The 17023-nt window shown below is 57.1% G+C and carries 15 protein-coding genes; 12 read left to right on the top strand and 3 right to left on the bottom strand.

Annotation, left to right across the window (positions count from 1 at the left end; all coding sequences use genetic code 11):
• Positions 1 to 46 precede the first annotated feature (46 nt).
• The 11 genes from J3352_RS09630 (at position 47) to J3352_RS09580 (ending at position 12705) form a co-directional block, all read left to right on the top strand.
• The gene (locus tag J3352_RS09630) at positions 47 to 1483 is read left to right on the top strand and encodes an SPFH domain-containing protein (protein ID WP_097773359.1); all 1437 of its coding nucleotides are present in this window, start codon (positions 47 to 49) and stop codon (positions 1481 to 1483) included.
• Positions 1484 to 1511: 28 nt separating this feature from the next.
• Positions 1512 to 2378, top strand: a complete 867-nt coding sequence (locus J3352_RS09625; RefSeq protein WP_005935430.1) for a DUF4428 domain-containing protein — start codon at positions 1512 to 1514, stop codon at positions 2376 to 2378.
• A gap of 20 nt (positions 2379 to 2398) precedes the next feature.
• Positions 2399 to 3490: a twin-arginine translocation signal domain-containing protein gene (locus J3352_RS09620; RefSeq protein WP_156067197.1), complete on the top strand. Its 1092-nt coding sequence runs from the start codon at positions 2399 to 2401 to the stop codon at positions 3488 to 3490.
• An 89-nt stretch (positions 3491 to 3579) separates the two neighbouring features.
• Positions 3580 to 4671 carry a hypothetical protein gene (locus tag J3352_RS09615; RefSeq protein WP_005935435.1) on the top strand — a complete coding sequence of 364 codons (1092 nt, stop codon included), beginning with the start codon at positions 3580 to 3582 and terminating at the stop codon, positions 4669 to 4671.
• Positions 4672 to 4685: 14 nt separating this feature from the next.
• Complete coding sequence (locus J3352_RS09610; protein WP_005935438.1) at positions 4686 to 5534, top strand: TPM domain-containing protein; 849 nt, start codon at positions 4686 to 4688, stop codon at positions 5532 to 5534.
• A gap of 13 nt (positions 5535 to 5547) precedes the next feature.
• A complete protein-coding gene (locus tag J3352_RS09605) occupies positions 5548 to 5979 on the top strand; it encodes a hypothetical protein (protein ID WP_097773360.1) in 432 nt (143 codons plus the stop codon).
• A 33-nt stretch (positions 5980 to 6012) separates the two neighbouring features.
• Complete coding sequence (locus J3352_RS09600; protein ID WP_005935445.1) at positions 6013 to 6558, top strand: hypothetical protein; 546 nt, start codon at positions 6013 to 6015, stop codon at positions 6556 to 6558.
• Between the two features lies 1 nt (position 6559).
• A complete protein-coding gene (locus J3352_RS09595; protein WP_005935448.1) occupies positions 6560 to 7180 on the top strand; it encodes a hypothetical protein in 621 nt (206 codons plus the stop codon).
• Positions 7181 to 7215: 35 nt separating this feature from the next.
• Complete coding sequence (locus tag J3352_RS09590) at positions 7216 to 8280, top strand: hypothetical protein (RefSeq protein WP_005935452.1); 1065 nt, start codon at positions 7216 to 7218, stop codon at positions 8278 to 8280.
• A 32-nt stretch (positions 8281 to 8312) separates the two neighbouring features.
• Entirely contained in the window at positions 8313 to 9800 is a 1488-nt protein-coding gene (locus J3352_RS09585) for a bifunctional UDP-sugar hydrolase/5'-nucleotidase (RefSeq protein WP_005935454.1), read from the top strand.
• Between the two features lie 100 nt (positions 9801 to 9900).
• On the top strand, positions 9901 to 12705 hold the full coding sequence (locus J3352_RS09580) for a leucine-rich repeat domain-containing protein (RefSeq protein ID WP_005935457.1): 2805 nt from the start codon (positions 9901 to 9903) through the stop codon (positions 12703 to 12705).
• 232 nt (positions 12706 to 12937) lie between these two features.
• Here J3352_RS09580 and J3352_RS09575 read toward each other — a convergent pair whose 3' ends face one another.
• From J3352_RS09575 to J3352_RS09565, 3 genes are all read right to left on the bottom strand, one after another.
• Complete coding sequence (locus J3352_RS09575) at positions 12938 to 14470, bottom strand: recombinase family protein (protein WP_156067194.1); 1533 nt, start codon at positions 14468 to 14470, stop codon at positions 12938 to 12940.
• Between the two features lie 144 nt (positions 14471 to 14614).
• Positions 14615 to 15178, bottom strand: coding sequence for a chromate transporter (locus J3352_RS09570; protein WP_015536709.1), 564 nt, complete (start codon positions 15176 to 15178; stop codon positions 14615 to 14617).
• Positions 15175 to 15762, bottom strand: coding sequence for a chromate transporter (locus J3352_RS09565; protein WP_117535512.1), 588 nt, complete (start codon positions 15760 to 15762; stop codon positions 15175 to 15177). Before J3352_RS09565 ends, J3352_RS09570 begins: the two co-directional genes overlap by 4 nt.
• Before the next feature lie 146 nt (positions 15763 to 15908).
• On the opposite strand from J3352_RS09565, the gene J3352_RS09560 reads away from it, so the two are divergent.
• Positions 15909 to 17018: an anaerobic sulfatase maturase gene (locus J3352_RS09560; RefSeq protein ID WP_156067191.1), complete on the top strand. Its 1110-nt coding sequence runs from the start codon at positions 15909 to 15911 to the stop codon at positions 17016 to 17018.
• Positions 17019 to 17023 lie beyond the last annotated feature (5 nt).

The following is a 17023-nucleotide window of genomic DNA, read 5'->3' as shown; positions in this document are numbered from 1 at the left end:
AAAAAGTTATCGTTTACACAAATAAAACATACAGGAGGAAATTACTATGGGTCTTATCAAAGCAGGTATGGGTGCACTGGGCGGAACTCTTGCAGACCAGTGGAAGGAATTTTTCTACTGCGACGCTCTGGATAAGGATGTGCTGATGGTCAAGGGCCAGAAGCGCACTTCCCGCCGCAGCTCCAACAATGGCGAGGACAACATCATCACCAGTGGCAGCGGCATCGCCGTGGCAGACGGCCAGTGTATGCTCATCGTGGAGCAGGGCCGCGTGGTGGAGGTGTGCGCGGAGCCGGGCGAGTTCACTTTCGATTCGTCCACCGAGCCCAGCGTCTTCACCGGAAACTTCGGCGACAGTCTGGCGCAGACATTCCAGACCGTGGCCAAGCGCTTTACCTACGGCGGCGACACGGGCAAGGACCAGCGGGTGTACTACATCAACACCAAGGAACTGGGCGAGATCCTGTACGGCACCGCCACCCCCATTCCCTTCCGGGTGGTGGTCAGCGAGGAGCGGGGCTACAAGCTCTCGGTGAACCTGCGGTGCAACGGCAGCTTCACCTGCCGCATCTGCGACCCGCTGCTGTTCTACACCAACGTGTGCAGCAACGTCTCCACCCAGTATGACGCATCGGAGATCGCACCCCGGCTGAAGAGCGAGCTGATGAACGCCCTGCAGCCTGCCCTTGCCACCCTTTCGGCCAACAAGGTGCAGTATTACGAGATCCCTGCCCACACGCTGGAGATCTCCGAGGCGCTCAACGAGCAACTGTCGAATGTCTGGCGCAAAAAGCGGGGCATTGAGGTGTTCTCCTTCAACATCAACTCCCTGTCCATCCCGGAGGAGCAGCAGAAGAAGATCACAGAGTGGGAAGAAAACGCCATGACCACCGACCCCACCACCGCTGCCGCCCGTCTGGTGGGCGGCCAGATCGATGCCATGAAGACCGCCGCCGGCAACACCGCCGGTGCCATGACCGGCTTTATGGGCATGGGCATGGCGGCCGGTGCAGGCGGCATGGGCGGCATGAGCGCCCAGAACCTGTTCGCCATGGGCCAGCAGGCCCATCCGGACAGCGTGGACGCGCCCCAGCAGGTCAGCCGTCCCGCACCCGCCCCGGCGGACAGCTGGCAGTGCAGCTGCGGCGCTACCGTTACCGGCAAATTCTGCCCGGAATGCGGCAGCAAAAAGCCGGAGCCGAAGCCCGCTGCGGACAGCTGGACCTGCAGCTGCGGTGCTACCGTTACGGGTAAGTTCTGCCCGGAGTGTGGCAAGCCCCGCCCGGCGGCAGCAGAAGGCTGGACTTGCAGCTGCGGCGCAGTGAACAAGGGCCGCTTCTGCTCCGAGTGCGGCAAACCAAAGCCCGCCGGTACGCCCAAGTATAAGTGCGACAAATGCGGCTGGGAGCCGGCAGACCCCGCTCACCCGCCCAAGTTCTGCCCGGAGTGCGGCGACCCCTTTGACGACAGCGACCGGACCTGACAATACAGAGCAATGAAAGGAGCATACCATGATGGGATTCTTTTCCAACCTGTTCGCAAAACAGAACTGTGCCGTCTGCGGCAAGGAGTGCGGCACCCTGCACCGCTCCAAGCTCCGGGACGGACAGTTCCTCTGCGATGACTGTGGCAACAAGTGCTCCAAATATATCCGGCTCAGTGAGCTGACGCTGGACGAAGCAAAGGAGCACATGGAGTACATGGCCCGGATGAAGCGGGTGTTCGACGAGGTGTTCGACAAGACCGAGTTCCGGGTCAACGCATACCCCTCCACCCCGACGCAAATGGGGCTGGTGTTCTGCGATGAGCTTGGAATGCTGTACATCGACGACCGCACCGGCGGCCGGGGCAAGATGCCGGAGCTGATCCGCTACGACCAGATCGCCAGCTATGAGGAGTATCTGGACGAGACCCCCGCCAAGGAGCCGGGCCAGGAACCCACCCTCAACGGCGGCGGCCTGAAGATCCGTCTGGTGCAGCCCCGCGGCATCACCGAGGCCCAGACCCAGCGGGGTATGCGTCCCCACCCCTACATCAAGCAGGAGCTGGTCATCTGCTTCAGCAAGCGGGACCGGCGGGAGATCGGCTATGCCCACATCGCACGGCAGCATCTGGACCACATCTTCGGGGTCCACGATAATGAGACCAGCATGTTCGGCCGCCGGATGTCCAAGGCCGAGGAACGGGAGCTGAAGGGCCAGATGGGTATGATCGGTGCCATGGGTGCCGTGGCATCTGCCGCCATGAAGGGCGGGCAGCTCTCTGAGCAGGAAAAGGCCCAGTTCGTGGAGAACATCAATCTGGCCAACGATGCCCAGACCGGCGGCATGGCATTGTACAGCCGCCGTGCTGACGAAGCCTTTGCAAAAGTGCAGTGACCCCAAAAGGAGGAACGGATATGAGAAAGATTCAGCGCAGAGATTTCCTCAAGGCCATGGGCCTTGCCACCGCCGCCCTCGGGCTGACCGCCTGCGGCGGCTCCGGTGCCGCCAGCGCTTCCAGCGTTTCCAGTGCACCGGCTTCCAGCAGCAGTGCCCCGTCCGCTTCGGCACAGCCGGAAGCAGCAGGGAAGAAGGCTGCCCCCACGGGGGCCCTTGTGGCCCAGTTCAAAACCGGGGAACTGACCATCGGCGAATACACCTTCAAGGCGCAGTACATCCCCTTTGATGTCCGCCGCGAGGTAGGCGGTGCCTATCATTTGATCCACGCGGACAGCTACCGGGGCAATTACTTCTTCAGCTTCTACAACGAGGACGATGAAAAGCAGTCTGCCAAGATCTTCGAGTATGCCATCAAGGATGACCGGCTGACCCCGGTGGCAGAGTACAACATTGACGGCAGCAACGCCCTCAGCATCGACCGCAATGGCATCCTGTATGCCATGGACACCTTTGACGTCTACTGCTACGATCTGAACAGCAGCGACCCGGAGGAGCCCGGCGACGCACTGGACTACTCGGGCAGCTGCTATTCCTCCAAGGACCGGGATCTGACCGTGATCTACTGGACCAACTCCGCGCCGGTGCTGGTGCAGGACGGCGAGTACACCGAGCTGACGCTGGAAGGGGATAACGAGATCGGACCCTTCTGCAGCATGTCCTCCCTGAACCTCAGCGGGGACGAGCTGCTGACGGTGGGCGAGCTGGAATCCAGCGGCGATGATTACTTTGCTGCCTTTGATCTGGACGGCAATGAGCTGGCCCGCAGCTCGCAGCCGGTGGGCAGCTTTGACGCCGTGATGATGAAGCGCCCCAACGGCTATCTGCTGGACACGGGCTATGTGTGGGAGCTGTACGGGCCGGACGGCACTTTTTTGGAAAAGTCCCTTCCCGTGGGCGAGCGCGAGACCCTGTGCCAGCTGTGCGGCGACTTCTGCACCTTTGACGTCTTTTTGCCGCTGGAGGAAAACGCTTTCCTGGCAGTGGGCCACCACGGCAAAGCCACCGAGCCGGACGAGCCGGTGGTGTTCCGCATCACTACGGATTTCTGAGCCGACCGCTTCGGCGGGAAGACCAACACAAAAACAGCGGGGCCGGGGAAGAGCCCCCGGCCCCCTTTGGAACAACAGGAGGAAACGCTATGGCAGGAATGCTGGAATACAAGTGCCCCTGCTGCGATGGCGCCATCCAATTTGACAGCGCCACCCAGAAGATGAAATGCCCTTACTGTGACACCGAGTTCGACGTGGATACCCTCAAGGGCTACGACGAGGAACTGAAGGACGAAAAGCCCAGCGAGATGGAGTGGACCACCCCCGGCGGCAGCTGGGCAGAAGGGGAGACCGCCGGTCTGCACACTTACAGCTGCAAGAGCTGCGGCGGCGAGATCGTGGGCGACGACACCATGGCGGCTTCGGCCTGCCCCTTCTGCGGCAACCCCATCGTCCTCACCGGACAGTTTGCCGGGGCGCTGCGGCCCGACCTCATCATCCCCTTCAAGCTGGACAAAAAGGCCGCCAAGGCCAAATTGCAGGAGCACCTCAAGGGCAAGACCCTGCTGCCCCGGGTGTTCCGCAGCCAGAACCACATCGACGAGGTCAAGGGCGTGTATGTGCCCTTCTGGCTCTTTGACAGCGATGCCGACGCTCAGCTGCGGTTCACCGCCACCCGGACCCGCAGCTGGTCGGACAGCAAGTACGACTACACCGAGACCAACTACTACTCTGTCCGGCGGGACGGCACCCTGGGCTTTGACGCGGTGCCCGTGGACGGCTCCTCCAAGATCGAGGATGACCTGATGGAATCCATCGAGCCCTTTGCCATGCAGGATGCCATCCCCTTCCAGACCGCCTATCTGGCAGGCTATGTGGCGGACAAATATGATGTGACCGCCGAGGACAGCATCGAGCGGGCCAACAGGCGCATCCGCCGCTCCACCGAGGAAACGTTCCAGCAGACCGTTACCGGTTACGATTCGGTCAAGGTGGAAAACAGCAGCATCCAGCTCCATGGCGGCAAGGCAAAGTACGCGCTGTTCCCGGTCTGGCTGCTGAGCACCAGCTGGCGGGGCGAGAACTACCTGTTTGCCATGAACGGACAGACCGGCAAATTCGTGGGCGACCTGCCCGTGGACAAGGGCGCTGCCCGCAAGTGGATGCTGGGCCTTACGGCTGCCCTTTCCGCCGCGTCCTACGGCGTGATGTGGCTGCTGTGGCTGGCACGGATCCTGTAAAGGAGGGACGAACGATGAAAAAGACTTCCAAACGCCTGCGCTCCCTCTTTGCGGCGCTGGCAGCACTGGTGCTTGCGGTGCTCCTGACCGTTCCGGCATTTGCGGTGGAGGGCGGCTTTGCCGACCTGTACTACCGCATGAACGACAGCGCGGATGTCCTGACTGCAGAAGAGGACAGCGAGCTGGAGGATGCACTGGAGGAGCTGAGCCTCCGCCAGAGCTTCGATGTGACCATTGCCACCGTTGAGTCGCTGGAAAGCGTGGGGTACGACAGCATGGAGGCCTATGCCGATGACCTCTATGATTACTGTCAGTTCGGCTACGGCCCCGATATGGACGGCGTGCTGCTGCTGGTGAGCGTGGGCGACCGCAAATGGCACATCTCCACCTGCGGCTACGGCATCACCGCCTTTACGGATGCCGGCATCCAGTACCTTGGCGAACAGATGAAGCCCTTTATGGCGGAGGGGGACTACGCCGCCGCCTTCCGCACCTTTGTCCAGTGGTCGGATACTTACATCGACGCTGCCCGGGCGGGCCGCCCCTATGATGTAAAGACCCTGCCCCGGGACCCGCTTTCCCCCATGTACCTGGTCCTTGCGGTGGGCATCGGCCTTGTGCTGGCATGGGTCGTCGTCAGCGTAATGAAAAGCCAGCTGCGCAGCGTGGCGTTCCAGGAGAACGCCGCCAGCTATGTGCGGGAGGGCAGCATGAACCTGACCAACAGCCGGGAGCTGTTCCTGTACCGTGATGTGCACCGCACCGAGCGGCCGAAGGAGTCCAGCTCCAGCGATTCCGGCGGCAGCTCCACCCACACCTCTTCCAGCGGCACCACCCACGGCGGCGGAGGCGGCTCGTTCTGAAAGGAGGAACCTTATGAACCCTTATCTTTCGGAAAAAGCCCGCGGCGAGATTCCCCGTGTCCTCAAATGGCTGCGGAACGCGGGGCTTGCCTTCTGCGTGTTCTGCTCCTTTGGCGGGCTGTATACCCTCTGCCTGAGTTTGCAGGATAAGGACTATTCCTACATCGGAGGCTATGTATTCTGGATCGTGGTGGGGGCTGTGCCCCTGGCACTGTTTGCCCGCGGAGAGGCCCGCCGCTACCATGCAAGAACCATCGCCCGGCGGGTGGAGAGCTACTCCGGGCCGGAGGTGCCCCTGCGGTGGCTGTGCAACAGCGTTGGCATGGATGCAAAGGACCTTGCATGGTATTTTGAAAACGGCTATTTCGCAAACCTCAGTCTGGACTTGGACCAAAAGGTGGTCCGCAAACGGACCGTGCCCCGCTACGACCCGAAACGGGGCTGAACCCTTACAGCTGAAACAGAAAGGAGTATTTTCATGGGACTTTTTGATAAGATGAAACAGGCCGCTGCCACCGCCGGTGGAAACCAGACCGTCACCTTTACCTTTCAGGCTCTGCCGGAAAGCCTTGCCCAGATGCAGGAGCTGCCGGAGGCCAGCCTGGACACCCCCTTCAAGGCCGCAGCCCTCACCGTCTGCGCGCTGTGCGCCTACGGTGCCGACAAGGCCATCGGGCAGGAGATGCTCAACTGGCTGCGCGGCCCCCGCCCGCTGAACGGGCAGGACATCTCCTTTTTGAACGACCGCTTCCGGGACGGCAAGAGCTACATCCCCTTCTCCTACTTTGTGGGCGCGTCGCCGGAAAACGGCTATACCCCCCGCCAGCCCTTCACCCTTCTGGTGGGCAGCAACCACACCTCTTATGTGGAGGATGGCTATTGCAAGCTCTTCATCCCCTGCGGCGGTGCCGATGACCCCCGGCCCATCAAGCTGCGCCGCAAGGGCAACGGGCAGTGGTTTTTGTGGGAGCAGTACCTGATGACCGGCATCCGCATCCCCACGTCTGCCGACCCGTGGGCCTGAGATGAAGGGCCTGACCATGCGGCTCTTTGCCGCCGCGCTGGCGCTGACCCTGAGCCTTGCGGGCTGCGGGCCGGTGGACGGCGACCCCATCCGCTCCGGCGCGGCAGCTTCGGACAGCGCTTCCCGGCCGGACGCTGTGACCGTGGCGCAGCTGCGGCAGCAGGCCGAACAGAACGGCAGCCTTGCCGCAGTGCTCTATCTGGGCAGCGTCCCGGAGCGCACCGCCGATGTGGACGCTGCGCTGGACAGCCTGCAGGAACAGCCGTGGCAGTTTGTTGCGGACATCCCGGCAGACCACCGGGTCGCAGCGCCGGGCGGCGGGCGGGAGTTGTACTGCCTCTTCGCTGTCAGCAGCCGGGACACCCTGTTCCTCTACGAAAAGCAGGACCACCAGTACCCGCACCAGACGGGCCGGGAGCTGTATTGCGGGCGGGATGGTCAACCCGTGCTGCTGCTGTGCAACGGCACCCCGGACACCCCCGACATCATGGCGGTGGTCTACTGCACCACCGGCCGCGCGCTGGACTGGTCGCCCCAGCTTTCCGCCTCCACCGGCAGCCCTGTGCCAGTGGAGGGCGTAGACGATTTTTCCAACCACCCAACGCCCGGCGCTGCCTCCTGAGGCGCGCCCCGGCAGGGCATGAGAAAGGAGAACCCATGAAAAACCTGAAACTTCTGGCCGCCCTGCTGGCGCTGGCCATCGGTCTGGCGGGCTGCGGCAACGGCAGCAGCACCCCCAGCTCCAAGCCCGAAAACAGGCTGGACGGAGACAACATGATCGCCTCCAACACCCAAAAGCAGGAATATGAGGAGCCGGAGGACGTGACCTACATGCGCCTTCTGGCAGGGGAGGACGAATACCGCGCCTGTGTGCTGTATCTGGGCGGCTCCTACGAGATCACCACCGATGTGCAGCAGGTGCTGGATAGCCAGACCGACCTGCGGGAGCTGTGGGGCTTTGTCTACGACATCCCGCAGGATCACTGGGTCGTGGCACCGGATGGCGGGTGCGACCTGTACTGCATCTTCCCGCAGGAGGCGCAGGCCACCCTGTTCGTCTACGAGACGAGCCTGACAGACGATGCCGAAAAACCGCTCCAGCGCGGGAAACAGCTCTATTACAGTGAGGACGGTCAGCCCATCCTGCTGCTGTGCAACATCAGCGATATCGTTCCCAACACCGAGGTGGAACTGTACCCCAGCACCGGCGAAGAGCTGGTATTCAGCCCCTTCCTTTCCGGCGAGAACGGCCATGTGGTGGAAGCCGAGGGCGTGTGCGATTTTACCATCTACCCGGAAGGGGACGACTGGATCTCCGTTGCCGACCCGTGGTCGCTGGAGGGTAACTGGCTGGAGTTCGCCCGCGACACCGACGAGGGCTATTTTGAGACCGACCCGGCAGATGCCGATGCCATGTGCTTCCTGCCCACGGATACCGAGACCGAGGGCGACCAGCTGCCCCTGACCGCCAGCTACATCACCCCCTACCCGGAGCTGAACGTGGAAGAGGCAGAGCTGTTCTACCACGATGGCACCCCGGAGGTGCCCTTCCAGTCCAATCAGGAGTGGTACGCCACCTTTACCGGGGAGGACGGCTCCCGCTACGCCGTTACGCTGGAGGACGAGGACACCCTTGCCCTGAAGTTCTATCTGGAGAACGAGGAAAGCTACATGAGCCTGGTCAGCACCGTTTACTTTGCGCGGCAGGAGGCCATGGGCTGACCGCCGCCGACCCACACCGGGAGGAATGCACCATGAAACACACCAAAAAAATCACCATCCTCCACTCCAATGATCTGCACGGAGATTTTCTGGCAGAGCAGGTGGACGAAAAACTGGTGGGCGGCGTTTCCATGCTGTCCGGCTACATCGAAAAGGTGAGGGCAGAGGAGCCCAACACCATCTACGCCATTGCAGGTGATATGTTCCGGGGCTCGGTCATCGATTCGGAGTACAAGGGCCTTTCCACCATCGAAATCATGAACGCCCTTGCCCCGGACATCGTCACCATCGGCAACCACGAGGTGGATTACGGCATCGCCCACCTGCTGTTCATCGAAAAATGTGCCCGGTTCCCCATCATCAACGCCAACCTCTACATCAAAAACACCCCCACCCGGCTGTTCACCCCCTACAAGATCCTGCGGGTGGACGGCATGAACATCCTCTTCATCGGCATCATCACGCAGGATGTCATCAACCAGACCAAATCCGAATCGCTGGTGGGCTCCTTTGTGGACACCGCCGCCGCTGCCGCCGAGGTGGGCAAGATCTGCAACGCCCACAACAGCATCGACATTGACTTCACCGTGCTGCTGACCCACATCGGCTTTGAGGAGGACCGCCACCTGGCCCGCCAGCTGGACCCGGCCTGGGGGGTGGACCTGATCATCGGCGGGCACAGCCACACCTACCTGGAACACGAGGTGGAGGAAAACGGCGTGATCATTGCACAGGCGGGCACCGGCACCGACCAGATCGGGCGCTTTGATATCATTGTGGACACCGACAACAACTGCATCGATTCCTACACATGGCGCACCGTGCCCATCTGCGCCGAGACCTGCCCCCGCAACCCTGCCATGGAGCAGGTGCTGCACCGCTTCACCAGCCAGGTGGACGAAAAGTACAGCCACATCGTAGGGCGCTTCCGCCGGGAGCTGACCCACCCCCAGCGCACCCGGGAGACCGAGCTGGGCAACCTGTTTGCGGATATCTTCACCCGCAGCCTTGGCATTGATGTCATGCTCATCGGCTCCGGCAGCATCCGGGCCGAAAAGCTGGGCCCCATTGTCACCTACGGCGACCTCATCGAGGGCTTCCCCTACGACGACGGCGTGTTCATGTTCAAGGTGACAGGCCAGCAGCTGCGCCAGATGCTCCACTACATGCTGCGGGAGGAGGCCTACACCGGCCACACCGAGTTCTACCAGCTGCCCTCCACCCTGCGGCTGCGCTACGACCGCGCCAAGGGCGACTTTGATTACTTTACCTACTGCGGCAAGGAGGTGGGTAAGGAGATCGGCGACGATGCCCTGTTCACCGTGGGCCTGCAGAACTACCACTTCAAAAACATCGAGAGCTTTTTCAACATCTCCTACGATACCATCTGCAAGATCCAGAAGCCCCGCAGCGTGGCTACCTCCTGCCAGGATATCCTGATGGAATATTTCCGGGAGCACGAGATGCTGGATGCGGCGGTGGACGGCAGAATGACCATTCTGCCCCCTGCCGGGCAATGACCGCTTTTTGAAAAAAGGGTACCCTTTTTTCGGCAGAAGCTGACGCTTCTCCCGAATGGGGCCCTGAAAAAATAAATTTTACCATAGAAAGGAGCACCCCATGAAACAACGATTCACAAAACGAACGCGCCTGGTCAGTGCTCTGCTGACACTGGCTATGGTGTTCACCTTCCAGCCCTTCAGCGCCTTTGCGGCGAGCACAGGAATTGCTTTTGATTCGCCGGATTTTGTACTGAAATTCAAGGATGCAGAATTTCAGCGCTTTCTCAAAGAAAGATGTGACACAAACCACAATGGCAAGCTCGATGCGCAGGAACTCAGCATCACAGAGATGACGATCCCTGACGATTACAAGATCAAAAATCTTGAGGGAATCCGTTTCTTTGAAGATCTCGAAACGCTGGATTGCCACGGTATCGGCTTGACAACACTTAATGTTGGCAAAAATTTCAAACTGAGGGAGCTGGATTGTTCCTATAATCAACTGAAAGAGTATTATCCTATTCTTTCAAGCGGACTGAAAATATTGAATTGCTCCCATAATAACCTGACCTACATGGATCTGGGCATTCTCCATGGGCTGAAACTTGAGGAGGTAGATTGCTCCTATAACAAAATATGGCGAATCGTAATGCGGAGCGAAGAGGAACTGGTCAAATTTGATTGTTCCAACAACGAACTGATGGCGCTGGATGTTAGCCGTTGCTACCAGCTAAAACAGTTGAATTGCTCTGTAAATCAACTGGTAGAGCTGGATGTCAAAAACCAGACTAACCTGACACTGCTGGATTGTCACCATAATGAATTGACAGAACTGGACGTAAGCCGGAATCAGAATCTGGCATCGCTGACGTGTGATGGAAATCAGCTGACAACGCTGGACTTGAGGAAGAATACCAGCTTGAGCCATCTGAGCTGTTCGGAAAACCGGCTGGCTTGTGTGGACTTTTCCAATATGGTCGGAAGCACTATAAATGCTGATGGAAACAGGCACCCTATCGCAGTCCTTACAAACGGAACGTTTGACCTGAACACTCTGCACGGCTTTAACGTGGGAAAGGCAAGCAACTGGCACGGCGGCTCTGTTTCTGGCACGATTCTGACAGTGGAAGATGGCAAGGATGAGGTGAGCTACCAATACGATTGCGGCAAGGGAGTAAAACCTACATTCATCTTTGAAACCAGTCTGCCCATCAATGAGAAAAATTTCCCTGACCCTAACTTTAGAAAGTACATCAAAAACTACAAAGCAAGTGGCAGAGATGTCCTCACGGTGGAAGAACAAAGAAAAGTCGAAAGTATCGAAGTCAAAGGATGGAACATCAGCAACTTAAAAGGCATTGAGGCGTTCCCCAACCTGAAAGAGTTGAATTGCGAAAACAATTCTATCCAGAAATTAGACCTGAGACAGAATCCAGAGTTGGAAAAATTGATATGCAATACGAATCAACTGACCCAGCTGGACCTGAGCAAGAATCCCAAAATTTACCATCTGATTTGCTCTGGGAACCAATTGAAACAGCTGGATGTATCGCATCTGAAAGATTTGGTGACGCTCGATTGCTCGCACAACGATCTGGCGCAACTGGATGTCAAAAATAGTATATTCCTGGTAACACTCAACTGTTCCGCAAATCAGTTGACAGAGCTGGACGCAGATGTGAAACATAAGACCCGTTTGGTAAGTGTGGAATGCCAAAACAACCAGCTGACAACGCTGATTCTGGGCCAAAATAAACTGCTGAAGAAACTGAATTGTGCCCATAATCAGTTGACCCAGCTGAATTTGGACAATATGAGTGCCTTGGAGGAGCTGAACTGCTTCGACAACCAGCTAACCGTGTTGGACGTAAGCAGCAGTCAAAACTTGACTAAATTGTGGCTTGGGGATAACCATCTCACCAGCCTGAATTTGGACAACAACCCGAATCTCAATTTCAGTTCTACTGATATTTACAGCGGTGAAAACGTTTACACCGTTACCCTGAACCCTGACCGTACGTTTGACCTGCGAAATCTGCCCGGGAACTTTGATGTAACCCGGGTTACAGGATGGGAGCATGGCAAAGCCAACGGGAACATTCTGACAGTCGATGAAGGCACAAACGTAGTGTACTACGCTTATAAGTGCAGAAGCGATATAATGGAAGTAAGTTTCAAACTGAATGTGACTGGCACCGGCGGCTCCACTGGTGGTGGTTCCACTGGCGGCGGCTCTACCGGCGGCTCCACTGGCGGCGACTCCACGATTCCCCCGGAGGCGGGCAAGTACCAGCTGACAGTGACCGACGGTGTTGCCACGGTGAACGGCAGCACCGGTGCTGTGCTGAACGTGAAGCCCGGCGATACGGTGACCCTGACGGCAGACACCACCAAGTTCCCGGAGAACGAGGAGTTTGGCTGGTGGGAGATCACCCCCTATGGGTCTGTTTCCAACACCCTGACGGGCCAGTACCAGCGGACCGCAACCTTTACGATGCCCAATGAAAATGTCTCTGCCCGCGCCATGTCCAAGAGCGCCGGTGTCTCCACCGGTGGCGACGACGGCGGTGGTGGCGGCGGCGCGGCCATCCTGCTGGTGGGCGGCGCAGCCGTGGCCGGTCTGGTGGGTTACGGCGTGTACAGCTATGTTTCCGAGCAGCAGCTGAAAGCCCTGCTGCCGGAGGGCGTGGCCATGCCGGAGAACCGTGCCCAGACTGCCCTGCTGCTGTGGAACACCGCAGGCCGTCCTGAGCCTGCCGAAGCCCCGGCCTTCAAGGACGTTGCAGACCCGGACACCGCCAAGGCGGCGCAGTGGTGCGTGGAGCACGGCCTGATGGACCAGAAGCTGGGCGGCCGCTTTGCCCCCGACAACTCCGACCCGGCCTACAAGACCCTGAATGCCTATCAGCAGCTGGTGGGGTAACAAAACAAACCCTCTCAGTCATTGCTTCGCAATGCCAGCTCCCCCGAAGGAGGAGCTCATAGCGGCCTTTTGATAAGGTTTTGCGAAAACCAAAACCTGGGCGCAGTGTGACCTCTCCCTTTGGGGGAGGGGGCGCGGCCTGAAAAATAAGCATCCGCAGCGCACTGCGCCTGAGCTGAAACAGCCCGGCCATGCGCTGCGGATGCTTTTGTTGTACGGCGGGGCACGCCGCCTAAAACAAAAGATCCGAACCCTTCTCTTTCGAGAAAAGGTTCGGATCTTTCTTGTTTGGTGCAGTAAAGCAATCCAAATCCGAACCATTTCCCTTTGATGCAGCTTCTGTCGCTTCTCCAAAAGTCACGGTCTGTGTACCTTCTTTATAGTTGAAGGTTATCAAAACCTTATCATCGTACAGGTAAATCGAATTGATGAACGTATCCACCAACGCCTGCCGCTGGTCTTTCTGGTTCATATTGAGCTTGCGAAACCGGAGAAGCCAAAAGCGGATGAAATCTTCCGTCACTTTCGGCTTTGCCAGCTTTTCCTCCGCAATGCGGACTTCAAGCTCACGCTTGGTTTCTTCGAGCTGCTCCAGCCGCTCCTTGGTGGAACTGGTAAGGATTCCAGCCTGAATCGCATTGAGCATATTCTGGATACCCGATTCCGCATCCCGGAGCTGCTTTTCATAGAGGGGAAGATTGGTGTTCTCCCGGTCTTGCAGCTCCATGACCTTGGCGATGATGGATTCCATAGCAGCATCGTCCCGGACAAGCTGCATGGTCTGCTTCACTACCAAATCTTCCAGCCACTGTTTGCGGACGGTTTTCTTTTTGCAACCCTTCCTCTTTTTGGCGGTGGCACATTTATAATAGCGGTGGACTTCGCCCGTCCGGCTTGTACCGCTTTCGCCAAACATCAGCGCACCGCAGCAGCCACAGTGCAGCTTGGTGGTCAGTAGGTAATCATCCTCTGCCTTTCTTCGGGCAGGGGCTTTCTTGTTTTTGGCAATCTTTTCCTGCACATCCTCAAACAGTTCCAGCGGAATGATGGGCGGGATGGCATCCGGCACGACCACATCCCGGAATTTCAGTTCTCCGATGTACCGCCGATTCTTGAGCATATGTTCGACACTGTTATAAGTAAACGCACCGCCCACCGGGTTCTTGATGCCGTTTTCATTCAACCAGTCCCGGATCTCCTTCATCGTAAGACCGTCCCGGTACTTTCTGAATGATTCCAGCACAAAAGGCGAGGTGAGAGGGTCAATATGGAACTTCCGTTCCGAATCCAGTGTATAACCAAAGGTTCCACGGCCACCGTTGCAGCGGCCTTTTAGGATGTTCTCCGTCTGTCCACGGACGACCTTCTCGGCAAGGTCGGCAGAGTAGTATTCCGCATAGCCCTCCAGCACCGATTCCAGAATGATGCCTTCCGGCCCTTCAGAGATGATTTCCGTAGCCGAAACAAGTTTGACACCGTTCTTCTTCAGCTGGGTCTTATACCGTGCGCTGTCGTAGCGATTTCGGGCAAAGCGGTCGAGTTTCCAGACCAGAACGATATCAAACAGCTTCTTGTCGCTGTCCTTTATCATCTGCTGGAACTGCGGGCGGTTGTCCGTTTTGGCAGAGATGGCACGGTCAATGTAGTGCTTGACGATGGTGATGCCGTTTTTCTTAGCATACGCCGTGCATTCACGAATCTGACCCTCGATGGATTCTTCACGCTGGTTGTCCGAGGAATAGCGAGCATAGATCACGGCGGTCATGGCGAGCACCTCCATTTTATACGTCATTGAACGGTAATACGTTTATTAAAGCAATGTTTCGTATAATGTATATACCACAGTTTTGCCCTGATTGCAAGCCCAATGATTTATTTTCATGATTCCAACAGACAAATTGTCTTAAGATTATATTCCGAGCAAAATGTGAAGTCCAAGCCCGGCCACGCCGCACAGGCACATGGTCAGGATGGGATTCCACTTGAGCTTCCGTAGCACAAAAAATGCCGATGCAAAACTGCCGATGCCGATCCAGTCTACGTTGGCGAGCGTCTTTGCACTCTCTCCGAACACCACCATAGACAGTATAGAAAGACCTGCACCAAAGATAAGTGCTACAATGACCGGACGCAGGCAGGCCAGAACACTTTGCAGCAGAGAAATATCCTTGTATTTACGATAGATGTAGGATAGAAGTGAAACAAAGAACAGCGCCGGTGTAATGCAACCTAGTGTTGCAATGATGGCTCCGGGTACCTGCGCGATACGCAAACCAACAAAAGTTGCCGAGTTGACCGCAATGGGACCAGGGGTCATTTCTGCAATCGTGATGAGGTCAGTAAACTCCTGCATCGTCAGCCAGCCATGTTGTTCCACCACTTGGCTCTGGATCAGCGGCATGGCCGCATAGCCGCCGCCTACGCTGAACATACCCACCTGCAAAAAGCTGAGAAAAAGCTGTAAGTAGATCATTTTGCACCACCTTTTTTCCACTGGACCAGAGCCAGCACCACGCCGAATACTGCAGCGGCAAGGATGACCACCACCACATTGACATCAAACACCGTATTTGCGACAAACGCTGCGACCATCAGGACAATATACACCCATGAGCGGGTCTTCAGCACCTTTCCGCCGAGGTCGAATACAACATCCAGAATGACCGCCGCCACACCAGCCTGCATTCCCTTGAGTAACAACGCGATATAGCGATTGGTGGCAAAAGCATTGTAGAACACAGAAATGACTGAAAGAATGACCATAGGTGGGATGATGGTGCCCAACACTGCCACGATCATTCCAATCAAGCCTTCTACCTGCCAGCCTACCAGAATTGCAGCATTGACCGCGATTGCGCCCGGAGAGGACTGCGCCAACGCTGTCATATCCAGCATTTCCTGTTCATCGATCCAGTGCAGCTCATCTACAAATTTTTTCTTCATAAAGGTCACGATGACAAAGCCGCCGCCGAAGGTAAAGCTGCTAATGTACAGCGTACTCAAAAACAGCTTCCAAAGCCGTGCTAACCGTGTACCGTATGTTTTATTTTCATCCATACAAGTTTTCTTCCCCTTTTTTGATTTTCGGACAACTATATTTGTTTTCTTACTATTTCAAACAGCTTTTAACTGTTACTGCTTGCGAAAGCCCGTATTTTCCGGTATCCTTGTTTTAAGAACTGCGAAGCACGGAGGGAATCTCTATGAAACATAATACATTTCTCGTCAAGCCAGCGTCCAGCCTGTGCAATCTGCGTTGCCAGTACTGCTTTTATGACGATGTTTCCAACAGCCGAGCCTGCAAAAATATGGGACTGCTTTCCCATGAAATGGCAGGAGAACTGGTTGAAAAGGCTTTTGCAGCCACAGAGGAAGGCGGCAGCGTCCATTTTCTGTTTCAGGGCGGCGAACCGACTCTTGCTGGGTTGGATTTCTTCCGGTTCTTTCTGGAAACGGAGCGTTCCATGCAGCGCAATATCTCTGTGTTCCACAGCATCCAGACCAATGGCATTTGTCTGGATGAAGAGTGGGCTTCCTTTTTCAAAGCCAACTCTTTCCTCGTAGGCCTCTCTCTGGACGGCACACAGGAGAACCATGATCTCTATCGGCTGGACGCAGCTGGGCAGGGCACATGGGATAAAGTAACTCATGCGCTTGCGCTGCTGGATGCCTACAGGGTCGAAACGAATCTGCTCTGTGTTGTGACCGGACAGCTGGCCAGAAAGCCGCAGCGAGCCTTCAAAAGCCTCTGCGAGTTGGGACAGCACAATCTGCAATTCATCCCATGTCTTGACCCACTTGATACGATTGGAGGGCAGGCATATTCTCTAACGCCGGAACTTTATGGTCGTTTTCTGTGCGGCGTCTTTGATACTTGGTATCAGCAGCTGCAACGAGGCAATTATATCAGTGTTCGCAATTTTGAGGACTATCTGCGTATCCTGCTGGGAATGCCGCCTACCTCCTGCGCTTCTTCCGGTTCCTGTGGACATTATCTTACCGTAGAAGGTGACGGAAGCCTTTATCCCTGTGACTTTTATGTTCTGGATGAGTGGAAGCTGGGAAATCTGAGCCACTGTACCGTTGAAGATGCGCTTGATTCTCCCACAAGCCAGACATTTCTGGCACAGGGCCGCAAACGCCCGGCGGAATGCGCAGCATGTGCTTATCAGCTGCTCTGTCGGGGCGGATGCAAGCGAGATTGGGATGCCTCTGGAAGCAACCGCTTTTGCGCAGCGTATAAGCAGTTCTTTGCCTATGTGCTTCCGCGCCTGCATACTGCTGCACATTTTCTGGCACAACAAAACCGATAAAGAGA

Source organism: Faecalibacterium sp. Marseille-Q4164 (assembly GCF_017377545.1).
Lineage (GTDB): Bacteria > Bacillota > Clostridia > Oscillospirales > Ruminococcaceae > Faecalibacterium > Faecalibacterium duncaniae.
This window is presented reverse-complemented; position numbering and strand designations above follow the sequence as displayed.

What these genes read in the sequence shown, in the direction of transcription:
- J3352_RS09565 (WP_117535512.1), bottom strand. Translation starts at nt 15,762, where the DNA reads ATGGATGAAAATAAAACATACGGTACACGGTTAGCACGGCTTTGGAAG.
- J3352_RS09615 (WP_005935435.1), top strand. Translation starts at nt 3,580, where the DNA reads ATGGCAGGAATGCTGGAATACAAGTGCCCCTGCTGCGATGGCGCCATC.
- J3352_RS09600 (WP_005935445.1), top strand. Translation starts at nt 6,013, where the DNA reads ATGGGACTTTTTGATAAGATGAAACAGGCCGCTGCCACCGCCGGTGGA.
- J3352_RS09575 (WP_156067194.1), bottom strand. Translation starts at nt 14,470, where the DNA reads ATGACCGCCGTGATCTATGCTCGCTATTCCTCGGACAACCAGCGTGAA.
- J3352_RS09610 (WP_005935438.1), top strand. Translation starts at nt 4,686, where the DNA reads ATGAAAAAGACTTCCAAACGCCTGCGCTCCCTCTTTGCGGCGCTGGCA.
- J3352_RS09620 (WP_156067197.1), top strand. Translation starts at nt 2,399, where the DNA reads ATGAGAAAGATTCAGCGCAGAGATTTCCTCAAGGCCATGGGCCTTGCC.
- J3352_RS09585 (WP_005935454.1), top strand. Translation starts at nt 8,313, where the DNA reads ATGAAACACACCAAAAAAATCACCATCCTCCACTCCAATGATCTGCAC.
- J3352_RS09560 (WP_156067191.1), top strand. Translation starts at nt 15,909, where the DNA reads ATGAAACATAATACATTTCTCGTCAAGCCAGCGTCCAGCCTGTGCAAT.
- J3352_RS09570 (WP_015536709.1), bottom strand. Translation starts at nt 15,178, where the DNA reads ATGATCTACTTACAGCTTTTTCTCAGCTTTTTGCAGGTGGGTATGTTC.
- J3352_RS09630 (WP_097773359.1), top strand. Translation starts at nt 47, where the DNA reads ATGGGTCTTATCAAAGCAGGTATGGGTGCACTGGGCGGAACTCTTGCA.
- J3352_RS09625 (WP_005935430.1), top strand. Translation starts at nt 1,512, where the DNA reads ATGATGGGATTCTTTTCCAACCTGTTCGCAAAACAGAACTGTGCCGTC.
- J3352_RS09580 (WP_005935457.1), top strand. Translation starts at nt 9,901, where the DNA reads ATGAAACAACGATTCACAAAACGAACGCGCCTGGTCAGTGCTCTGCTG.
- J3352_RS09605 (WP_097773360.1), top strand. Translation starts at nt 5,548, where the DNA reads ATGAACCCTTATCTTTCGGAAAAAGCCCGCGGCGAGATTCCCCGTGTC.
- J3352_RS09595 (WP_005935448.1), top strand. Translation starts at nt 6,560, where the DNA reads ATGAAGGGCCTGACCATGCGGCTCTTTGCCGCCGCGCTGGCGCTGACC.
- J3352_RS09590 (WP_005935452.1), top strand. Translation starts at nt 7,216, where the DNA reads ATGAAAAACCTGAAACTTCTGGCCGCCCTGCTGGCGCTGGCCATCGGT.